The sequence below is a fragment of the Caballeronia sp. genome, from assembly GCF_028292365.1.
In the GTDB taxonomy this organism is placed as follows: domain Bacteria; phylum Pseudomonadota; class Gammaproteobacteria; order Burkholderiales; family Burkholderiaceae; genus Caballeronia.
This window is the reverse complement of record NZ_JAQGMM010000202.1, coordinates 1-20,248: the sequence shown is the minus strand read 5'-3', so window position 1 is coordinate 20,248 and position 20,248 is coordinate 1. Positions and strand designations below refer to the sequence as shown.

Here is a 20,248-nt window from a genome sequence, read left to right as displayed (position 1 = left end):
TGTTGCAGATAGGCGCTGCCGGCCAGCTTCTTCTCTTTCGGCGTACCCGGACGCAGCACGATTTCCTTGTTTTCACTGCCTTCGAATTGCGCGGCGTTGAACGTGCCGATGTAAGCCAGCGCCTTGGCAACCAGTGCTTGCAGATCGGCGAACGTCACTTCGGTATCGGCCCACGACGGTACGTCCACGCCGGCCAGACGCGAGGTCACGCCTTTGGTGAAGTCAGCGGCGATCTGGACCTGGCGAACCAGCGGGAACATGTCCGGGAACAAACGTGCTTGCAGGAGCGCGTTCGGGTCGATGTTCTTCTCTGTCGCGTGCGTTTCCGCTTTCTTTAGCACGTCGGACAGGGCGGTCAGCATCTGCTTGAAAACCGGGACGGACGTGCTGTACATGGAGATGGTCATGATCACTCTTTCAGTCGATGGGGTTGCCTGCGCGAACAATGCCGCGCCGGTTAGTTTTATCTGTGCTGAGTCGCGGCTTGAGCTTTGACAGGCTTGGGTAGGTGATTGAGCCGGCTAGTCACGTGTCTGTCACGCGGCACGCACCAAGCGGTGTGGGGTCGCTGCGGAGCAAACCGTGGCTTTACCGGAGCGCTGCACCCAGCCCATTGCCGCGCACGATTATAAGCGCGCTGTGGTTTGTGCCGGGTTGAGCATGGTTCTGGATTAGCGGTGCCGGGTCATGTGCTTACTCGCCTGAATCTTTCTCGCTAGCGGATGGTGGTTTGTACGCCATACGCCGTGAACGCTGGACCTTCTTTCGTGCTGAGTTGAGCCCCAAACGTCACCAACAAGCCCGCGTCCCTTTGTTTATTGAGATGGACGCGCGGAAAAGTGCGTTAGCGTCTCCCGTTTGCCGTTAAAAAAACAGGAGACAAAAGGGATGCGCGTGGAACTGTTCAACTATGGACGTTACCGATACATGTTGTGCGGGCCAGCAGATTTGTCGCCCGGTGAGCGCTACGAAACGGAGCTAGACGCGCTCAAAGCAGGGGCGAAACTGTTTGCGGATCGGAACGAAAGACATTGGGCGTCTCAACCTGACGTTGTGGGCAGGATTCGAACGTTTTTGCACAAATCAATTCCGTGGCATTTGTCCGGGCAATGGGAGCACAGTCCGCGTGAGATCGTGACGTGTTTATGTCGCTGCGTGCTCGACGGATCGGTTGTGATTCTCCGAGCACAACCCGCCTACATCGCGCATGACGGTTTCGTTCCAACGCGTAGAGACGTTGATTACCAGGACGACGACGTAGCGCAGCGTATCAAAGCCTACGCGGATAGGTCCGCCGCGCACGCCGCCGACTTTGCGAGCTATACGCAAGCAGTTGATGAGCGCGCGCGAGCATCGAAGATGGCGCTTACCCCGTTCCGACACATCGAGACAATTGCCGAAGCGGGCGCACGAAATCTTGCAGCGCGTTCTGCAAGTGGCGGATTGGCAGCGCTTGCGCCATCGGTTGGATCAATCGTTTCCGCTGTCACGTCGTTGTTTCCATCGTTGAATGTCTCGCTCGGGGACGGTGGCGCTCTAGCCGTTGGGGACGTGTCCGAGTTCGATGCAAGGCGAACGCCGCTAGGCGATGCCGCGCCGTTTAGATACATCGAAAGCGCGAGGTCTGCGGCTGGCGATACCGTTGCAGGGGTCTTTCTCACACCCGCCGAGGAAGCGGAGTGCATGTTTCAATATAACTTGGATATGGCTGAATGCAGCGCCTACTACTCGATGCAAAAAACGTCATGGGGTATGTGCTCGGATCGAGCGTCGCAACGCTTGGCGCGTTGTGTAACCGGAAAGGGGATTATGTGATGGGCGAAAAGAATGCGGTTTGTGTTTTGATTGCTTACGACGAAGACGGTCAAAAGATTACGACTTGCACCGTAGATCGCGCGTCGGTCCTGCCAATGATGAACAACGCGCTTGTCATGGACTGGCCGTTGCACGATGTTGGATTCAAGCTCGACGATGAGTTCGCGCGTCTAATCGGTGGGGTCGCGTTCAAATTGTTGGCCACCCGCCAGCCGCGATTAAGTCCGCTTATCGCAGTAACGGAAGATCCCGAATCTGGCGATGGCCCGTCAAGCACTTGAAACAGGGCTGTACCGTGCGCTTTTCTTCAAATTCGGCGACGCGGTACAAATCACCGCTACCCCCGAACCCCACCATCCGGCAACAACGTAATCCCAAACCGCGGCGCGGCTTCACGCATGCGCCCAATATCCTCTGGCGACGGCGGGACAGGCGCGACCGGACCTGCCTGCGCGTCGGCGCAAGCGTCGACGAAGTCATCGAATCCGGCGGGCGTGCAGACGATCAAATACCTCGACGGCAACTCGGTGTTGTTGGCCAGCCGATGTGCAACATTGCGCGGTAGCAACGCCGTTTCACCCGGATGCACACTCACCAGCTTGCCATCGATCGTGACGTCGACAATCCCCTCAAGGACGACGAGCGTTTCCTCCTCGCGCTCATGGATATGCAGGGGCGTGGCCCGGTTCGGTGGCCCGAAAAACTCCATCATGCAGAACGCGCCGCCCGTGTCCTTCCCGGACATCAGCAAACGCGCACGCGTCCCGGCGAAGTTATATTCCGGTGGGTTGGTATTCAATACGAACATGGCATTCCTCGACAAGATCATGGACTTGGACGTTCACTATAAGCCGCCGGGCTTTCGAGAAAAAGATGCGTCGATGCCGTAACATTCACGGCAACATACCGTGAATTGATCATCGACCGTCGACCATGAAAAACCTCAAACAGTTTTTGAGTTTTGCTGCGGTGGCAAGAAATAGCAGCTTCGCGGCGGCTGCCCGCGAACTCGGTCTTGCACCCTCGTCAGTTGCAAAGAGCGTGGCGCGTCTCGAGAGCGACCTCGGCGTCAGGCTGTTTCATCGAACGACGCGCGCAGTCCGGCTCACGGCGGAAGGCGACGCTCTGTTCGCGAAGTGCGCACGGGTCCTTGAAGAGATCGATTCGCTGGAGTTGTCGGCAACACGCTCGGCTGAAGCGCCGACAGGCACGTTGCGCGTGGGTGCGCCGATAGGCTACGGAACGCGCAGGATTGTCCCGGTGTTGAACCGCTTGCTTGCAGCTTATCCCGCGCTCAACGTCGACATGCGCCTGACCGACGAGCGGGTGAACCCGGTGACCGAAGGCCTGGATGCGGTTGTACGCATCGGCTCGCTGGATGACTCCGGTCTGGTTGCACGCCAGTTCGACCATCAGCATCTCGTGCTGTGCGCCAGTCCCGCTTATATAAAAATCCATGGCGCGTTGCGTGCTGTCGAGGAAGTCGAGAAGCGATCGGTCATTGTGTTCCGGATGCCTACCTCCGGCCGGGAACGCCCGCTGGAGTTCGTGGATGGCGGGGAAAATATTCAATTGCGGCCACAATCCCGCTTTGCTTTGAGTCACGGAGACGCAATGGTCGAAGCGGTATTGCAGGGTGCCGGAATAGCGCAGGTGCCCGAGCACATGGTGGCGCATCACATCACGCAGGGAACCTTGATCGAGGAGTTGCCCGGATGCCGTCCGGCTCCGCTACCGGTCAGCGTGCTGACGCCCAGCGCGCGGATGACGCCGCCAAGAGTGCGTTCATTCATCGATGCATTGCTCGATGAAAGGAGCGTGGGCGTTGCGTGAATTGCAGTGACGACCGGCACCGTCAACATGATGTGCACCGCGAATCAAAACCGGATGGCAACGCGTCTTCAGGAGGCACCTACTAAATGCTCAGCCGGCGATCAGCGATCAACAAGGAAAACGACGGGCAACACCTATCCCTCGAAGCATCGTCCCGCTTCGATTCCCCAAGCGCCAGTCCAGCAACCGCAAAGGCTTACATCGACTTACGCGGGCACGCCTGCTGCCACTTTGGAATAGTCGCAAAACCCCCGGAAATCGCTCGCCAGGATCTGCAATAGCGCGGTGCCCTTACGTCCGGTGGTTCGATAAAGTTCGCCATCGCTATGGCCCGCCTCGACGCCTTTGCTGAAGGCCTCCGAGCCCAGGAGCGCGCCCTCAACCGAATAGCTGAGCGATGCCTGGCTGTCGGGAAAAATCAACTTGATCACGAGGCCGGTGGCGGCGAGTTGAACATCCGAGTCATCGATTTGCCACGCCGCGCAGATCGGCACGCAAAATCCCTGGAGATAACCAACCAGTTTTGCTTCCAGGTCGACGGGCAGGGTGCGGTAAGCAAGCTCCGAACGTGCAATGGTGGGAATAGTAAGTGCTGCAACAATCGCCGCAATCTTGCGGGCAGTCGCCACTTCTTGAGTGTCTTGCGCCACTTCATGGACTTGATATAGCCGTTGGAACATCGACGCCTCCTTATGAGCCTGGGTTTCCACGAACACACCGGGCACGGGGTTGATGGAATATGATTCGTAACGCGGGAAACACGGGGTGAAACATCCGGTGAGATATCCGGTGGCACATTCTCCGTTGGAAACCCGCCCGCCAATAATGGCGTGTGCATAACGGCATGGCAAACGAACCGCCGGGCCGGTAACTAGTAGTAATACTGATAGTGATGTGAGATGTGAACCGGGTAATGATTTCCTTGGATTGGAGGTTCGGCGGCGGGATGTCGGTCAGACATTAGTTGAACGTGAGATCCGCGGATGCATCGAGGTTGATCCGCGGGACCAGGGACGAGAACCGTCTCCTCTATCAAGTCGGAAAGACCGCAACCACAATGACAAAAGCAGAGCTAGCTAGCTGCGCCGGCATAGTGAGCCGCATCAAGCGCGGGTTGTCGACGTCCGCTGCTGTCGCTTCGTGTGGCGTTTTTATTGCAGTTGTCATGGTGGGCCTGTGCGGTGTGGTGCTGTATCAGAGTCGTCAGGATGCGCTGGAGCACACCCGCGACACTTTGCGCGATATCGCCGTCATTGCACAGCGCGATATAGAACGCAATCTCGAGCTTTACGAACTGTCGCTGCAAGCCGTGGTCGACGGGCTTCAACAATCCGACGTCATGGCCTTGCCGCCGCACATGCGCCGGGAGGTACTCTTCGACCGCGCCGCCAGCGCGAAATATCTTGGCTCCATGCTGGTAATGGATGCGCTCGGCAACGTCGTCATCGATTCAGGCGGCGACACACCGAGAGCCGGTAATTTCAGCGACCGGCCGTATTTCACGATTCAACGCGACAACCCGCACGCGGGTCTCTATATAAGCGATCCCTACCTGTCTCGCTTGCGCAACGGCACGCCGAGCATCGGCCTGAGCAGACGGCTTTCCAACCCGGACGGATCGTTTGCGGGAATCGTGCTTCTGGCGGTGAATATTGCGTATTTTCACGACCTGTTTTCCGGCTTGGCGCTAGGCCCGCACGGATCGCTTTCGCTGATCGGACGCGACGGCTCAATGCTGATGCGGCAGCCTTACGATCCCAAGGTTATTGGGCGAAACATCAAGGACGCCGCCACTTTCAAGCAGTTTTTATTAGCGCGGGACGGCAGTTTCAGCGAAAAATCGTCACTCGATGGCACTCGCCGGCTGTATTGGTTTGCCAACTTTCCGCGCGCGCCGCTGATCATCATGGCGGCGGCGTCCGAGGAAGATATGTACGCTTCATGGCGGCGCCGGGCTCTCACGATCGGGTCGCTGATGGCCGTGTTCGGCGCGGCGTTCATCACGCTCTCCATTCTGCTCGGGATGCAGTTGCGGCGGCGCATGCGGGCTGAGTCGGCGCTGGAATTGCTCGCGAGGACGGACGGCCTGACTGGATTGAACAACCGCCGCAGTCTTGGCGAGATCCTTGAACTCGAGTGGCGTCGTGCCAAACGCTCGCAGAGTGTGCTGTCGCTGCTGTTTGTCGATATCGATCGATTCAAGGCCTACAACGACACCTACGGCCATCAGGCCGGCGACGATACCCTGGCGGCGGTCGCACGCTGTATTGCGGACAACATCCGGCGTCCGGCCGACAGTGCTGCGCGATATGGAGGAGAGGAGTTTATTGTTGTGCTTCCCGATACCTCGGCGCCGGGCGCTTCGCTGATCGCGGAGAAGATCCGCTCAGCTATTTGCGCATGCCATATCGAGCATGCGGGCAGCGAGTACGGGTGCGTGACGGCCAGTATTGGTGCGGTGAGCCGTGAACCGCAGATGGACGACGATCTGACGACCGTGATCAAGGCCGCCGACGAAGCCTTGTACAACGCGAAGGCAACCGGCCGGAACAAGGTGTCGACTGCTGAGGCTTGATGCGTCCGATCACCATAACGGTTGATGCAGCCGCGGTGAATTGCATCTGAAGTGGAGGAAGGGCTGCTGCAGTGGCGGTCGCGGTTGTGGTTGTTTGCCAGCACGACGCACATCACGCGCCGCTGCCCTCGCCGCGGAGTTCCGGAACATCGCTGCGTTCATCACCTGAGGCGTATGGACATCCGGGGCGAACCCTGTCAAAGTCGCTCCTCCGCGCACCTGTGGCAACCTTTCGCGGTTTCGAACGCGCGTTCAGGCACAGCCAGAATATCCTTGTCAGGAGCACGAGATGAATGAAATGACCCCGCGTCCCCCCATCGATATTGCCCGCATTCTGTTCGTCATTGTCATCCTGTCCGCGTTGACGATCGGCAGCCTTTATATTTTGCGGCCTTTCATTCCGGGGCTTATTTGGGCGACCACTATTGTTGTTGCTACCTGGCCGGTGATGCTCGCGGTACAGCGCCGCGTTGGCAATCGCCGATGGATAGCAACCGTGGTGATGCTGCTCATCCTGCTGGTCGTGATTGCACTGCCGCTCTACGAGGCCATTTCAACACTGGCTTTGCACGCGGCAGACATCATGGGAACCATCAAGCTTCTGCCCACCTATGCCCTGCCGCCTCCCCCGAGCTGGGTCGGCGATATTCCGCTGGCCGGGCAGCGCGCCGCGCATGAGTGGCAGACTTTGTCGGACGCCGGGCCGGGCGGCATTCTCGCGAAGCTCGAACCGTATCTGACGATCGTCGCGCGCTGGATGCTTGGTCATGCAGCCGCTGTAGGCGTGTTCGTGATTCACATGTTCGTCACGATCATTATCGCGGGCATTCTCTATAGCCAGGGTGAAGCAGCGGGCCGCTTCGTGACGCGTTTCGCCACCCGGCTTGCTGCTCAGCGGGGCGCGGCAGCGGTCAAGCTGGCGGGACTGGCGATTCGCGCGGTCGCGCTCGGGATTGTCGTGACAGCGGTGGCGCAGTCCGCGCTGGGCGGGATCGGTTTGTGGATAGCAGGCGTTCCTGCTGCCGGAATATTGACCGCGGTCATGCTGATGTTGTGCCTCGCGCAGATCGGGCCGTTGCTGCCCTTGCTCGGCGGTGTCGCGTGGCTTTTCATGCATGACTCAACCATCGCCGCCATCCTCCTGCTGGTCTGGTCAGTCGCGGTCGCCATGCTCGACAGCTTGCTGCGGCCGGTCCTGATCAGGCGCGGCGTCAATCTCTCGATGCTATTGATCCTGGCCGGCGTGTTGGGCGGCATGTTCGCGTTCGGGATAGTCGGTTTGTTCGTTGGCCCGGTGATCCTGGCGGTGGCGTCTACGCTCCTGGAAGCGTGGATGAACGAACCTCCGCCCGTGGTCGTGGTTGACGTTGCGCAAGACGCTCGACTGACGGCAGAAAGCCATCCGAAAGACTTCTCCTGACGCGGCAGGCGCACGAGGGCTCCTCCCCGCTGCGTTGTGCTGCGTCGGTACATGGCTAAGCGCGTCCGCTCGTAGCCATGTACCAAACTCAACCCACCCTACGGGATCATCGCGGTCATCGTGGATGTCCGAGCCGCGCTTTCGTTGCGTGTATTTCGGCTTGCAGTTCATCTATGCGTTGCAACAATGACAGCGCCAGCGCAAGTCCTCGCCGGTCGAGTTCGAAATCGTCGCGCAGCCGCCTTGCCGTTTTCACGGTCACGACATAACGCAACTGGAACATGCGCGTGGGTGTGCCGGTCTCAGCCGGCTTGATGACCCCGGTATCGATGAGGTCTTCAATTTCCTCAATCGATAAACCCGATGCCTCCGCCAGATATTCAACCTGGCAAACGTCCACGTCGTTAAGCCAGACCGACTTGCTTAATGGTGTGCTCATGGCTTTTCTCCTTACGCGAAATGTTTGCGCGGGTTGAAGGTCGATGCCGCCGCCAGTTGTTCCAGCAACTCGTGTTCACGAGCGCTTACCGTCTTGGGCACTTCTATCCTGACGACGGCATACAGCGCCCCGATGTTGCCATCGGCCGATGCCAGTCCGCGCTTGGCGAGCCGCAATTTTTGGCCCGCGGTCGTGCCCGGTTTTACGCTGAGTTCCACCGTGCCGGCAAGGGTGGGGACGTGTACGCTCGCCCCCAACACGGCTTCCCAGGGCGCGAGCGGCAGATCGATGTAGAGGTCGCGGCCATCGGGCCGATAAAGCGGATGGGGCTGCAATTGAAGCGACACATACAGGTCACCGGGTCGTCCGCCATTAAAGCCCGGGCCGCCCTTGCCGGCTAATCGCAGGCGCTGCCCGTTCGCCGCTGATTTGGGAATGGTGATCCGAAAGGTCCGTGGCACGCGATGCGCGAGGCCATTGGCGTCGAACTCGGGAAGCTCGGCGCTCAGCTCGATCTCGTCGCCGCGATGGATCTGCTCAAGCGACACCGGCGCGGCGATTTCGTAGTCCTGCCCTGGCACTGGAAAGCTTTGTCTGCGATGAGTGCCGCCGCCGCTGCCGACGCCGCCACGGCCAAAGGCTGCGAATAGATCCTCGAGGTCGACATCGTCGAGACCGGCATCGCCCGTATGGAAATGTTGCTGCCAGTCCGGTGGCGGCGTGAAGGATTCGCCGGCCGGATGTTTGCCGAGGTTGTCGTAGGCTTCGCGCTTTTCCGGGTCTTTCAGCGTGGCATAGGCTTCGGCGACGTCCTTGAACTTCGCTTCGCTGTCCGGTTCGGCCGAGACGTCGGGATGATATTTGTGAGCGAGCTTGCGGTAGGCTTTCTTGATGTCCGCGAGTGTCGCGGTGCGCTCGACTCCCAAGGCTTCGTAATAGTCCTTGAATTTCATTTGAGACCCAAAATAAAAGTGGAAGGAGTTTTCGTCTGAGCTAAGGCGTCGCGATGGCGGGTATCGCGTTTGCCCGGTCGCGTTGCCTGGTTACCTCGTGGTTATTTCGTTGTTTCCTCGATCAATCACGTCGATAGAAGAGTGTAGGACAAGGCGGCGCAGCGCGGGAAGTGGCTAACAAGTAACCAACAGCGCAACGTCAGATAGAGGTAACCACCATGCCCACCGAGATCACCAGCATGACCGCCGTTGCCATCCAGCCCAGCGCCCGCAGCCAGCCCTTGGCCGCAAACTTTCCCATGATGTCCGGACGGCACACTATTTTCATCATCACGAACATGACCGGCACGGCGACTACGCCATTGAGCACCGCACTCCAGTAGAGCGCCTTGATCGGGTTGATCGACGTGAAGTTGATGACCATGCCGATCAGCGTCGCCACTGCGATGGTCGCGTAAAAAGCCTTCGCCTCCTGCATTTTGCGCGTGAAGCCCACCGGCCAGTTCCGCGCTTCACCCATCGCATACGCCGCCGATCCAGCAAGAACAGGCACGGCCAGCAAACCGGTTCCGATCAGCCCGACCGTGAAGAACAGCGCGGCGAATGGGCCGGCGATGGGCCGCAGAGCCTGTGCCGCCTGCGCCGACGTTTCGATGTCAACGATACCGCCTGCGTGGAGAGTCGCCGCCGTCGTCGCCAGAATGGCAAGCGCGACCAGGTTGGACAATCCCATGCCCGCAAGCGTGTCGACCTGGATACGGCGCAGCGCCTTGGGACCCTGTTCAGGTGCATCGAATAGATCGAGTCGCCGGGGATGCACGTGCATGTCCTCGACTTCCTCATCGGATTGCCAGAAGAACAGGTAGGGGCTGATTGTCGTGCCAAACACTGCCACGACGGCAGTGAGATACGCCGATGTCCACACGGGCCGCGGCAGGAACATGTTGCTCGCGAGTTGGCCCCAGTTAACGTGCGCCACCGCCAGCACGGCGAAATACGCAAACAGCGACAACGTGAACCACTTCAGCACCGCCACATAACGTGTGTATTGCAGCAGCAGTTGCATGGCGACGCAGATCACCGAGAACAGCAGCACGTAGAGCCACTTGGGACCGGGCAGCAACAGCGCGAGGGCATCGGCCATGGCGCCCAGGTCCGCCCCCAGATTGACAATATTCGCAATCAGCAGAAGCGCAACGACCCACTGCAGCAGCCAGGTTGAATAGTGCAGACGCAATACACCTGCTATGCCGTGTCCAGTGGTGCGCCCGATGCGTGCGCTGATCATCTGGATGGCGACCATCAGCGGGTAGCTGAACAACAGCGTCCACGACAGTCCGTAGCCGAAGGCCGCGCCCACCTGACTATAGGTCGCGATGCCGCTAGGGTCGTCGTCGGAGGCGCCCGTGATCAGGCCGGGGCCCAGCACGCCGAGCAAATGCGGTTTGGTGGGGCCAATCACCGGATCGCGGCCCTCTGCATCGTATTCCTGGGAAGGCTCGTCCATGATGGCGTGGTGGTATCAGAAGGAGGGGGAGGAGCCGGGTTCATTGCGCGGGCGCGGCTTTTTTGAAGATCTGCCGGCGGCGATGCTTCCTGCGGAAAGCTCCACGATCTCCGACGTGATCTCCTCTTGTCTCAGCCGGCGATAGTCACCGGTCAATGCTTCGAGCTTGTCATGGACGTTCGTGCGCGCAGCGATCATCGCCCGCATGCGCGCTTCGTTTTCGGCGGCGAACGACAGCATGATGGCCTCGCAAAGCTGCGCGAAGATGTATTCCTCCGCGAGCTGCGATAACAGCTGCTGCGGCGCGAGGTTGATGAGCGGCGGGTTGCGGCGCGCGGTTGCAGGAGACGCTGCCGAAAAGCGCCCGTAATCGAACGGCAGTAAAGTCTGCTCGACGGTCTGGACGGAAGCGGTTGGGTTTGGCGTTGCGTGAACCACGCTCACGCGAGTCGTCCGCCCGGCGACCAGGCGCTGGAACAGGACGCCGGTGAGGCGATCGGCGAGTGCGGGCACTTCGTCGGCATGAGTGACCATGGGTGCAGACCAGCCGACGTTCAACCCGCGTTCCGTCGCCGCCACGATCCCACGGTCGCCAAGCAGCAAGTATTCCGTCGAGGAAGCGCGCGTGGTCCCGGTACTCGATGCAAGTGCTGCATCGATCACATGCTCGTTATATGTGCCGACAAAACCCTGTTCCGCGCACAGGACGATCACCATGCCCGCATCCTGCTTTCCGCGCGCGTTCGCGGTTTCGTGCGACGCGTGATCGTCGATAAGCAGTACCGCGTCGCCGATCGCCTCGCTGACTATCCGCGCACAGGCCCGAATGCCATCCAGACGGCTACGCGCTTCACGCGAGCGTGCTGCAGCAATACCCCGCATTGCACCGACCACCGATTCAAGCCCATGTACGCCATTCATGCGCGCCTGTACTTCGCTGAGTTTATTGCTCATGTCGAAGCGGCCTCGGGTTTGGTTTCTTGCATGGGCCCGGCTTCAGGCGCTGCGCTTACTTGCAATCCAAGATCGCGTACCGCCGCTATCAGTCCGGTTAACGTGGCCTCGTCGAGCGTGCCCGTTGCAACCAGCGCAGCGCTCGCGCCAGGGCCGCCGTGCGCGTCCAGATGTGCTGCGAGACGGCCACGAACCGTCGCAATGCAGCCGATCGGCTCCTCGTCGAACACGCCGTCGGCGAGCGCGGCCAGCAGCGCGATTTCGTCAACGGGGCGAAGCGGCGCAAAACGCGGCTGCGTGATCAACGCGCGAATGCGCTGGCCACGATCCACTTGGCGCTTGACCCGTGGCTCCATCGCGCCGCCAAAGCGCGTGAACATTTCAAGTTCCAGAAACTGCGAATAATCGAGCCGCAAGCGCCCGGATACTTTGCGTAGCGCAGGCAATTGCGCCTTGCCGCCGACCCGGCTCACGCTCAGGCCGACGTCCACGGCAGGCCGCTGGTTGGCGGCGAACAGCGCGGCGTCGAGCATGATCTGCCCGTCGGTAATCGAGATCAGGTTGGTGGGAATATAAGCCGACAGATTGCCGGCATCGGTCTCCGCAATCGGCAACGCAGTGAGGGATCCGCCGCCGAGTTCCTTGGACAGTTTCGCCGCGCGCTCCAGCAATCGCGCATGCAAATAGAAGATATCGCCGGGATACGCTTCGCGGCCGGGCGGTTCGCGTGTGAGCAACGCCAGTTCGCGATGCGTCGCGGCATGCTTGCTCAGGTCGTCGATCACGATGAGCGCATGTTGCCCGCGGTCACGAAAATATTCGGCGATGGACATACCGCTGAACGGCGCGATCCATTGCAAACCCGGGGATGCTGCCGCCGACGCGATCACGAATACGCATCGCTCGGGCGCGCCGTGACGGCGCACGGCATCGATCACGCGCTGCACGGCGGTCGCACGCTGACCGATCGCCACATACACGCAGATCATGTCGGTGTGCTTCTGATTCACGATTGTGTCGATGGCAATCGAGGTCTTGCCGGTCGCCCGGTCGCCAATGATCAACTCGCGCTGACCGCGCCCGATTGCAAACAACGCGTCGATCAGCAGGATGCCGGTGGCGACCGGTTGCGCGACCAGATCCCGGTCGATGATGGAAGGCGCCGGCCGCTCGATCGGCAAATGCATTTCAGCCGATACGGGTTCGTCGTTGTCGAGTGGCCGGCCGAGCGGATCGACCACTCGCCCGAGCAGTCCGGGACCGACCGGCACTTCCACCACTCGGCCCGTTCCGGTGACGCGCGAGCCAGCGGAGATCGCATCGCCGTCATCGAGCAGGACCGCGCCGATAGCATCGGCGTCCAGCGTCAGGGCAAAGCCGAACCGGCCGCCTTCGAAGCGCAGCAGCTCGTTCAGGCGCACATCGGGCAGGCCCGAGACGGAAGCAATGCCGTCTGACACGTGTTCAACGCGTCCGACAGTTTCCGCCTGCGGTGCAAACTGAACGCGGGCGAGGGCGGCGCGGCTGCTGGCGAGCCAGTCGTTGCTTCCTTTGCCTCCTTTGCCTCCTTCGCCTCCCGTGGCGAGGTCGCTTTCGATGGGTGTCATGCGCTGAGGAGCTCCGCTTTCAGGCCGGCGAGATCATGCCGAAAACTGTTGCGCACGAGTGCGTGCGGCGCTTCCAGTTCGAGCCCCGCAATCACGGCAGGATCGACCGTGACCTGAACCTGCAGCGGATGTCCCAACGCCTGCGTGAACGCGGTTTGACATGCCACCAGTTCATCGTCGGTGAGGGCGCGAGGCACGATCAGGTGCACCGGCTCATCGTCGCCGGTCAGTTGTGCCCGTGTAGCCTCCGGCAGCGCGGCGAGCTCGCGCGCCAGTCCATCGATAAATCCCGCGATCCGCGCCTCGGCGGGCAGGCGATCGAGTAGCCGTGCGGTGACATCGAGTGCGAATTGCGACGCGCGATCGGAGTCGGCTGAAGCGGCCTCGCGCCGGCTGGCGTCGATGGCGGTTTGCGCGGCCGTGCGCATCTGGTCAGTCTCGGTGCGGGCCGCGTTCTCCAGCGATGTCTTGAGCTGCGCGGCTTCGGCCGTTGCCGCGTCGAGCAGATGCGCGCGTTGCGCGGCAAGTTCAGCACTCTCAGCGGTGGCCTTCTGCTGTTCAACAATGGCCGCGGCTTTGGCTGCGGCGGCATCGGCCATTAGCGCCGCGGCTGCATGCTGGCGCTCCGCCACGATTTTTGCTACTGGCCGAAACAGAAAGCGCGCCAGCAACCAGACGAGCACAAGCGCGTTCACGGTCTGCAGCAGGAGAGTCCACCAGTCGATGTGCATGATCAGTGCGCGCTCACTTGACGAACGGATTGGCGAACAGCACGAGCAGGGCGATGACCAGACAGTAGATCGCCATGGTCTCGATCATCGCCAGGCCAACGAAGAGCGTGCGCGAGATCGTGCCGGCGGATTCCGGCTGTCGAGCGAGCGCGTCCATGGCGGCGGCGACCGCGCGGCCTTCGCCAAGCGCGGGCCCGATTGCGCCGAACGAGACCGCAAGCGCTGCGGCGAGAATGCTCACTACCTGGATCAGATTGTTCATTGCTGGCTTGCCTCTTTGCTGGAAGTCTTTGTGGAGTTTTCGGCTAGCGCGGCGCCAATGAAGACCATCGCGAGAACCGTGAAGATGTACGCCTGCACTGCGCCGGTCAGGAGGTCGAGCGCCATCAGCGGGATGGGGACGAGCAGCCCCGCGAGTGACAGCACGATGCCCACCACGAAGACGCCGCTCATTACATTCCCGAACAGACGTACGACCAGCGAGAAGGTCCGCGTGATCTGCTCGACCACGTTGAGCGGGATCATGATCCAGGTGGGTTCTGCAAACGTGGCGAGATAACGGCCCAGGCCGCGCGTGCGGATGCCGTAGAAAATGGTCGCGCAGAACACGATCAGGGCGAGCGCGGCGTCGGTTTCCACGTGAGCGGTCGGAGGTTCGACACCGGGCAGGAGTGAAGACCAGTTGCTCACCAGGATAAACAGAAAGAGCGTGCCTACCAGAGAACGATAACGCTCGGGCTCGGCTTGCATGGTGTCGCGAATCTGGTCGTCTATGGTGCTGACCACCAGTTCGAGCACCGTCTGCATTTTCGATGGCGTGAGCGACAAGCGGCGCGTGTACCAAGCGGCGCCGCCGGCTAGCAGGACCATGATGACCCACGTTGCTACTACCGGCGCCGATACATTGATCGGCCCGATATGGAACAGCGTGGCAGTGACGAGAGGCGAGGCAATCATGGCGTGCTGACCTGTACTCGTCGCAGGACGACGCTGCGCGCCAACAACAAACCGGCCGCGCCGCATAACAGCGGCCACACGCCAAGTTTAGCCAGGATGCCGAACAGAACGACCACACCTGCGAGACGTAAAAGTTGCAGAGCGATGGCCTTCGCCGGCGTGCCGGAGATCAGCAGCCGGACGTTCCAGCGCAAGGTCGAGAAGTGGATTGCACCGGCCACAAGGCCGACACTCACACCAAATCCGATCTGGGCTGCGAGCGGTAAGTGATAAGTCATTGCCGATCTCCCCGGGTTTGCCGATGCATCCATTTCCATGCAGACCACAATCCAACGGCCGCACCGGCCATGAGCAGGGGCGCCGAGAAAAACACGCCGGTGTTGAAGTGCCGGTCGAGCCAATGGCCAATGACGAGCCCAAGCAGAGTCGGCACGACGATGGTCCAGCCGAGGATGCCAATCTGACCGAGACGGACGCCGAGCGATGGTTCCGGCTCTTCCAGCGCCCCGCGTTTGCGCTGCGCGGCTTGCCGGGCAGCATGCGCCATGCGGTCGTCATCGTCGTGCTTGGGATCGATATCGTCAGGCGAGGGTTGAGTCACGGTCCTGCTCCGTCCGCCGGTCCCGGGCTCGGGCGCAGATACCGCAGCAACTGGCGCACGGCTTGCGCATGAAGTCGGGTTTCGTCGACGCGAGCACGCCGCACCGCGTCTAGCTGCGCCGCTCGTGCGGCATCGACTTGTGCCTCGAGTACCTCGAGCGATATACCGTTCGTGCCCATCACACCTTCGCGGCATGCAATCGATACTTCATGTCCGCCTGATACGCGCAGCACACCTTCCTTCACTGCGCAAAATTGTTCGATACCGTCAGCCTCGTGCCAACGGAGTACGGACGGTGCAAGCACGGTCAGGAATGCCGCATGGCCGGGCAGAATGCCGAAGCTGCCCGTAGTGTCTTCAGCACGCAGCGCGGCTACCTCCGTGCTGTCGAACAGCACGCGCGCCGGTGTGGCGATAGTCAGATGCAAGAGCGCACTCATGATTCGACGTGCTCCGCCGCAGGTTCGGCCTTAGCCGCAGTCGCCGTTGACGAGGCGGCTTCCCGGGCGCGGGCTTCATCGAGTGTGCCGATCATGTAGAGCGAGCTTTCTTGCCAGTTGTCGCAATCGCCGGCGAGGATCGCCTTGCAGCCGGCAATCGTATCGGCGACCGCCACCGAGCGGCCGGGCACACCCGTGAACGCCTCCGTGACGGTGAACGGTTGGCTCAGAAAGCGCTGCAAGCGGCGAGCCCGTCCAACGATGCGACGATCGTCCACGCCCAGTTCCTCAACGCCGAGCAACGAGATCACGTCCTGCAATTCCCGATAATGTTCGATGGTCTTGCGCACCTCGATGGCGACCGCCGCGTGCTCATGGCCGACGAAAGCCGGGTCCAGCAGGATGGACGACGAAGCGATCGGGTCGATGGCGGGATACATGCCCTCGGCGGCCATCGAACGCGACAGCACGATCATGCTGTCCACATGCGCCGCGATGGTCGTCACGGCCGGATCGGTGAAGTCATCCGCCGGGACATAGACGGCCTCGATCGCGGTCACCGACACGCCGCCGACCGACACAATGCGTTCCTGCAGCGCGGCCACTTCGCTTGCGAGCGTCGGCTGGTAGCCAACCCGCGAGGGCAGCCGTCCGAGCAGGCCTGAGACTTCAGCGCCTGCCTGGACAAACCGGAAGACGTTGTCCATCAGCAGGAGCACGTTCTGGTGACGTTCGTCGCGAAAATATTCGGCGACGGTGAGCGCAGTCAGCGGCACCCTCCAGCGTGCGCCGGGGGGTTCGTTCATCTGGCCGTAGACCAATACCGTACGCGGCAGCACGCCGGAGTTACGCATGTCGAGCAGCATCTCGTGGCCTTCCCTCGAACGCTCGCCGACCCCGGCGAAGACCGAGATGCCTTTATAGCGTTCGACCATTGCGTGGATGAGCTCCATCACGAGCACGGTCTTGCCGACCCCGGCGCCGCCGAAGGTGGCGGCCTTTCCCCCCTGCGCAAGCGGGGTCAACAAGTCGATGACCTTGATCCCGGTCCAGAAGATCTCGGTGGCCGCGCTCTGCGATGCAAAGGGTGGCGGGGCACGATGAATCGGGCGGCGCGGGACATCGTCGGCGAAGGGTACGCCGCGGTCTCCGGGCGTACCGGTGACATCGATCAGACGTCCCAACATGGCTTCACCTACCGGCACAAGAATTGGCCCGCCAGAGGCACGCACGGCGGTACCGCGATTCAGCCCGTCAGTGGATTGCAGTGCCAGCGCGCGCACCGTGTATTCGTCCAGATGAGCCTGCACTTCCGCGATGATCGGCGGACCACGATCGGTGAAGATGGAAAGCGATTCTTCGATGAGCGGTAACGCAGCGTGGTCGAACGCGACATCAACGATCGCGCCCCGCACCGCTACTACGCGACCCTGTCGGCCGTCGACCGGACTCGCGTTCTCCACTCCGTCCGTCGAGGGATGGTTTTCGGTAGAGGCAGCTGCGGGTCGAGTGTTCAATTTGATTCCTTCAGACAGGCTGCATTCTCGCCACCGAAACGGAGGAGGAGCATGCGTCCGGTGACTTGCCGTGACAGTGCTGCCGGCGCGAGGGACCGCCAAAGAACGGCGCGGACTCGAGTCAACTTTATCGTCTAAGGGGTGGAAACCCTTGATCTTTATCAACCGTTGACGAGGCGCAATCGCGGCAATTCCGTGCGCCCGAACCAGCCGCTTTTTCGGCCGCGAAGGCCGCACGGCAGTTCAACCTTGCAACGGCGGCGCGAAAGACTTTCGCGCCGCCGTCACCCGTCGATCAGCTTCGTTGAAGGTTCCCCGCTGAATCAACCGATATCGACCCGCCAATCGCCGCGCCGGCTATCCCCACAGGCAGTACGCTGCGCCCATGCATCTCGTTGATGATTTCGGCGGCGGACAGATAGAACGCCAGCGCGGCTGTGACGAGACCGCAATAGCCACCCGCGTGATGCAGCCATACGAGACCGGTCCATTCGCTTGCGGCCAGCACGAAGAAGGTGATCCAAAGGACGAAGAACACCAGTTGCAGCGCGCGCGCCGAGCGCCATGTCGCGACCCACATATACAACGTGAATACGCCCCACAGGAACAGGTACCAGCCAATAAAGGCGGCCGGAACCTTGTCATGCAGGAACAGCACGAAAAGCGCGAGCGACCACCAGAACGCGCCATAGCTGAGGAACGCGGTGGCGCCGAACGTGTTGCCGCGCGGTATCTCCATGAGTCCGGCTAATGCCTGCGCTGTGCCGCCGAAAGTGAAGGCGACGGCGAGCACCATGCCCATTGAATCGCTTGTGAACCAGCCAGCGTTGATCATGCTGAGCAGCCAGGTTGTCAACGCAAATCCGGCGAGCCCGAGGGACGCGGGGTTGGGTGTCTTGAAGTTCATGATAAGTCTCCTGAAGGAAACAAAATCTGTCGCGCAGTAGTCCGGATTAATCAACAGCCGCGCGACGCATGCATAGGGTTGAGCGTTCTCGATATGCGATCTTTAAGCGCTCGCTAAGCCGGGTCGGCAAACTGCGAAATCACTTGCGGATTTTCGACGGTGGACGTGTCTTGCGAGATTGCTTCGCCCTTCGCGACCGAGCGCAACATCCGGCGCACGACCTTGCCGGAACGCGTTTTCGGCATCGCGTCGCCGAAACGGATCTCCTTCGGTTTTGCAATCGGACCGATCTCCTTGCCGACCCACGCGCGTAATTCATCGGCTATGCGCTTCACGTCGGTACCGGTAGGACGCGGACCTTTCAGCACGACGAATGCGACGATCGCTTCCCCGAAGGTTTCATCGGGGCGACCAACGACTGCCGCTTCGGCAACCAACGGACAGGCCGCGAGCGCTGACTCTATTTCCATCGTCCCCATACGGTGACCCGATACATTGAGCACATCGTCAACACGGCCGGTGATCGTGAAATAACCTGTGTCGGCGTCGCGAATCGCGCCATCTCCGGCGAGGTACAGGTTACCTCCCAGTTCGCCGGGGTAATAGCCCTTGCGAAAGCGCTCCGGGTTGCCCCAGACAGTGCGGATCATCGACGGCCACGGTTTTCTGATGACCAGCACGCCACCTTGCCCGTTCGGAACTTCGTTGCCGGTTTCATCGACGATCGCGGCATCTATGCCGGGCAGCGGCAGCGTGCAGGAACCGGCAACAAGCGGGGTAACGCCCGGCAACGGCGTGATCATGTGACCGCCTGTTTCGGTCTGCCAGAACGTGTCGAGTACAGGGCACTTGCCACCACCGACATGCTCCGAGTACCAGTTCCATGCGCTCGGATTGATGGGTTCACCGACCGTACCGAGGATGCGCAACGTGCTCAGGTCATAGCTTGCCGGATGCACCGCGCGATCCGCTTCAGCACTCTTGATGAGAGACCGGATAGCCGTTGGCGCCGTGTAGAAAATCGTCGCCTTGTGGCGCTCGATCATGTCCCAGAAGCGGCCAGCGTTCGGGTACGTGGGCACGCCTTCGAAGATAACCTGGGTTGCGCCGACGGCGGTCGGCCCGTAGCAGATGTACGTATGCCCCGTGATCCAGCCGATATCGGCGGTACACCAGAAGACATCGTGGGGCTTGATATCGAAGGTCCACTTCATGGTGACCGCGGCCCACAGCAGATACCCTCCGGTGCTGTGTTGCACGCCTTTGGGTGCACCGGTCGACCCTGAGGTATACAACACGAACAGTGGATGCTCGGCGCCGACCCATTCGGGCTCGCAGGTGTCCGGCTGCGCTTGCTCCAGCTCATGCAACCATGCGTCGCGGCCGCCGATCCACGGAATCCGGCCGCCCGTGCGCCGGTAGATGACGACGGTCTTGACCGCGTCGGTGCCGCCCATTGCAAGCGCCTCGTCCACAATGCTTTTCAGCGGCAGCGTCTTGCCGGCGCGAACCTGCTCATCCGCGGTAAGGATTGCAACCGCGCCAACATTCGTGATGCGCTCATGCAGCGACTTCGCGGAAAAGCCACCGAATACGACGCAATGCGGTGCGCCAATGCGTGCGCAAGCCTGCATCGCGACAACGCCTTCGACTGACATCGGCAGATAGATGACTACGCGGTCGCCTTTCTTTACACCGCGTGCCCGCAGTGCATTCGCGAGCCGGCATACGCGGTGATACAACGCCTGATATGTGACGGTCGCGACCTTGCCGTCGTCGGACTCGAAGATGATTGCGGTCTTGTTCGCATTGCCGCTGGCCAGATTGCGATCGAGGCAGTTGTACGACGCATTCAGTTCGCCGTCTTCGAACCACTTGTAAAACGGCGCATCCTGGTCGTTGAGAATCTGCGTGAAAGGACGGCGCCAGCTCAGATGCTCGCGCGCAAGACGTGCCCAGAAAGCTTCGTGATCTTGCGCGGCCTCAGCCACG

At 61.1% G+C, this 20,248-nt stretch carries 21 protein-coding genes; 4 read left to right on the top strand and 17 right to left on the bottom strand.

The genetic code is table 11. The features are described from left to right. A partial coding sequence (locus JWR14_RS12630) for a DUF1993 family protein (protein WP_299706781.1) occupies nucleotides 1-407 on the bottom strand: 407 nt, incomplete at its 3' end. Nucleotides 408-1,745: 1,338 nt separating this feature from the next. Between JWR14_RS12630 and JWR14_RS12625 the strand changes: the two genes are divergently transcribed. After that, complete coding sequence (locus tag JWR14_RS12625) at nucleotides 1,746-2,096, top strand: hypothetical protein (protein WP_299706778.1); 351 nt, start codon at nucleotides 1,746-1,748, stop codon at nucleotides 2,094-2,096. 56 nt (nucleotides 2,097-2,152) lie between these two features. On the opposite strand, the gene JWR14_RS12620 is transcribed toward JWR14_RS12625, so the two are convergent. Further along, nucleotides 2,153-2,623, bottom strand: a complete 471-nt coding sequence (locus JWR14_RS12620) for a cupin domain-containing protein (RefSeq protein WP_299706775.1) — start codon at nucleotides 2,621-2,623, stop codon at nucleotides 2,153-2,155. Nucleotides 2,624-2,748: 125 nt separating this feature from the next. On the opposite strand from JWR14_RS12620, the gene JWR14_RS12615 reads away from it, so the two are divergent. After that, nucleotides 2,749-3,648, top strand: coding sequence for a LysR family transcriptional regulator (locus JWR14_RS12615; RefSeq protein ID WP_299706772.1), 900 nt, complete (start codon nucleotides 2,749-2,751; stop codon nucleotides 3,646-3,648). 206 nt (nucleotides 3,649-3,854) lie between these two features. Here the strand turns inward: JWR14_RS12615 and JWR14_RS12610 are convergent, their stop codons facing one another. Further along, nucleotides 3,855-4,328: a hypothetical protein gene (locus tag JWR14_RS12610; protein WP_299706769.1), complete on the bottom strand. Its 474-nt coding sequence runs from the start codon at nucleotides 4,326-4,328 to the stop codon at nucleotides 3,855-3,857. 377 nt (nucleotides 4,329-4,705) lie between these two features. Here JWR14_RS12610 and JWR14_RS12605 point away from each other — a divergent pair, with 377 nt between their 5' ends. Together JWR14_RS12605 and ydiK are read left to right on the top strand one after the other, a co-directional pair. After that, nucleotides 4,706-6,223 (top strand): diguanylate cyclase, encoded by a 1,518-nt coding sequence (locus JWR14_RS12605; RefSeq protein WP_299706766.1) that lies wholly within the window; start codon nucleotides 4,706-4,708, stop codon nucleotides 6,221-6,223. 289 nt (nucleotides 6,224-6,512) lie between these two features. After that, on the top strand, nucleotides 6,513-7,643 hold the full coding sequence (ydiK, locus tag JWR14_RS12600; RefSeq protein ID WP_299706763.1) for an AI-2E family transporter YdiK: 1,131 nt from the start codon (nucleotides 6,513-6,515) through the stop codon (nucleotides 7,641-7,643). 115 nt (nucleotides 7,644-7,758) lie between these two features. Here ydiK and JWR14_RS12595 read toward each other — a convergent pair whose 3' ends face one another. From JWR14_RS12595 to acs, 14 genes are all read right to left on the bottom strand, one after another. Next, a complete protein-coding gene (locus JWR14_RS12595) occupies nucleotides 7,759-8,082 on the bottom strand; it encodes a chaperone modulator CbpM (protein WP_299706760.1) in 324 nt (107 codons plus the stop codon). An 11-nt stretch (nucleotides 8,083-8,093) separates the two neighbouring features. After that, nucleotides 8,094-9,035 (bottom strand): DnaJ C-terminal domain-containing protein, encoded by a 942-nt coding sequence (locus JWR14_RS12590; RefSeq protein ID WP_299706757.1) that lies wholly within the window; start codon nucleotides 9,033-9,035, stop codon nucleotides 8,094-8,096. A gap of 199 nt (nucleotides 9,036-9,234) precedes the next feature. Continuing rightward, nucleotides 9,235-10,542 (bottom strand): divalent metal cation transporter, encoded by a 1,308-nt coding sequence (locus tag JWR14_RS12585; protein ID WP_299706754.1) that lies wholly within the window; start codon nucleotides 10,540-10,542, stop codon nucleotides 9,235-9,237. Between the two features lie 15 nt (nucleotides 10,543-10,557). Then, entirely contained in the window at nucleotides 10,558-11,496 is a 939-nt protein-coding gene (locus JWR14_RS12580; protein WP_299706751.1) for a F0F1 ATP synthase subunit gamma, read from the bottom strand. Further along, a complete protein-coding gene (locus tag JWR14_RS12575) occupies nucleotides 11,493-13,103 on the bottom strand; it encodes a F0F1 ATP synthase subunit alpha (protein WP_299706749.1) in 1,611 nt (536 codons plus the stop codon). Before JWR14_RS12575 ends, JWR14_RS12580 begins: the two co-directional genes overlap by 4 nt. Beyond that, nucleotides 13,100-13,834 carry a F0F1 ATP synthase subunit B gene (locus tag JWR14_RS12570; protein WP_299706746.1) on the bottom strand — a complete coding sequence of 245 codons (735 nt, stop codon included), beginning with the start codon at nucleotides 13,832-13,834 and terminating at the stop codon, nucleotides 13,100-13,102. The genes JWR14_RS12575 and JWR14_RS12570 overlap by 4 nt, the downstream gene beginning before the upstream one ends. Nucleotides 13,835-13,847: 13 nt before the next feature. After that, a complete protein-coding gene (locus tag JWR14_RS12565) occupies nucleotides 13,848-14,096 on the bottom strand; it encodes a F0F1 ATP synthase subunit C (protein WP_031359402.1) in 249 nt (82 codons plus the stop codon). Continuing rightward, nucleotides 14,093-14,791, bottom strand: a complete 699-nt coding sequence (locus JWR14_RS12560; protein ID WP_299706736.1) for a F0F1 ATP synthase subunit A — start codon at nucleotides 14,789-14,791, stop codon at nucleotides 14,093-14,095. Before JWR14_RS12560 ends, JWR14_RS12565 begins: the two co-directional genes overlap by 4 nt. Next, a complete protein-coding gene (locus JWR14_RS12555) occupies nucleotides 14,788-15,069 on the bottom strand; it encodes an ATP synthase subunit I (protein ID WP_299706733.1) in 282 nt (93 codons plus the stop codon). The genes JWR14_RS12560 and JWR14_RS12555 overlap by 4 nt, the downstream gene beginning before the upstream one ends. Then, on the bottom strand, nucleotides 15,066-15,392 hold the full coding sequence (locus JWR14_RS12550) for an AtpZ/AtpI family protein (RefSeq protein WP_299706730.1): 327 nt from the start codon (nucleotides 15,390-15,392) through the stop codon (nucleotides 15,066-15,068). Before JWR14_RS12550 ends, JWR14_RS12555 begins: the two co-directional genes overlap by 4 nt. After that, on the bottom strand, nucleotides 15,389-15,832 hold the full coding sequence (locus tag JWR14_RS12545) for a F0F1 ATP synthase subunit epsilon (protein WP_299706727.1): 444 nt from the start codon (nucleotides 15,830-15,832) through the stop codon (nucleotides 15,389-15,391). The genes JWR14_RS12550 and JWR14_RS12545 overlap by 4 nt, the downstream gene beginning before the upstream one ends. After that, a complete protein-coding gene (atpD, locus tag JWR14_RS12540; RefSeq protein WP_299706784.1) occupies nucleotides 15,829-17,295 on the bottom strand; it encodes a F0F1 ATP synthase subunit beta in 1,467 nt (488 codons plus the stop codon). Before atpD ends, JWR14_RS12545 begins: the two co-directional genes overlap by 4 nt. Nucleotides 17,296-17,644: 349 nt before the next feature. Then, a complete protein-coding gene (locus JWR14_RS12535) occupies nucleotides 17,645-18,256 on the bottom strand; it encodes an acetate uptake transporter (RefSeq protein WP_299706724.1) in 612 nt (203 codons plus the stop codon). A 113-nt stretch (nucleotides 18,257-18,369) separates the two neighbouring features. Beyond that, nucleotides 18,370-20,248 (bottom strand): acetate--CoA ligase (gene acs / locus JWR14_RS12530; protein WP_299706721.1); only part of this gene is annotated, 1,879 nt, incomplete at its 5' end.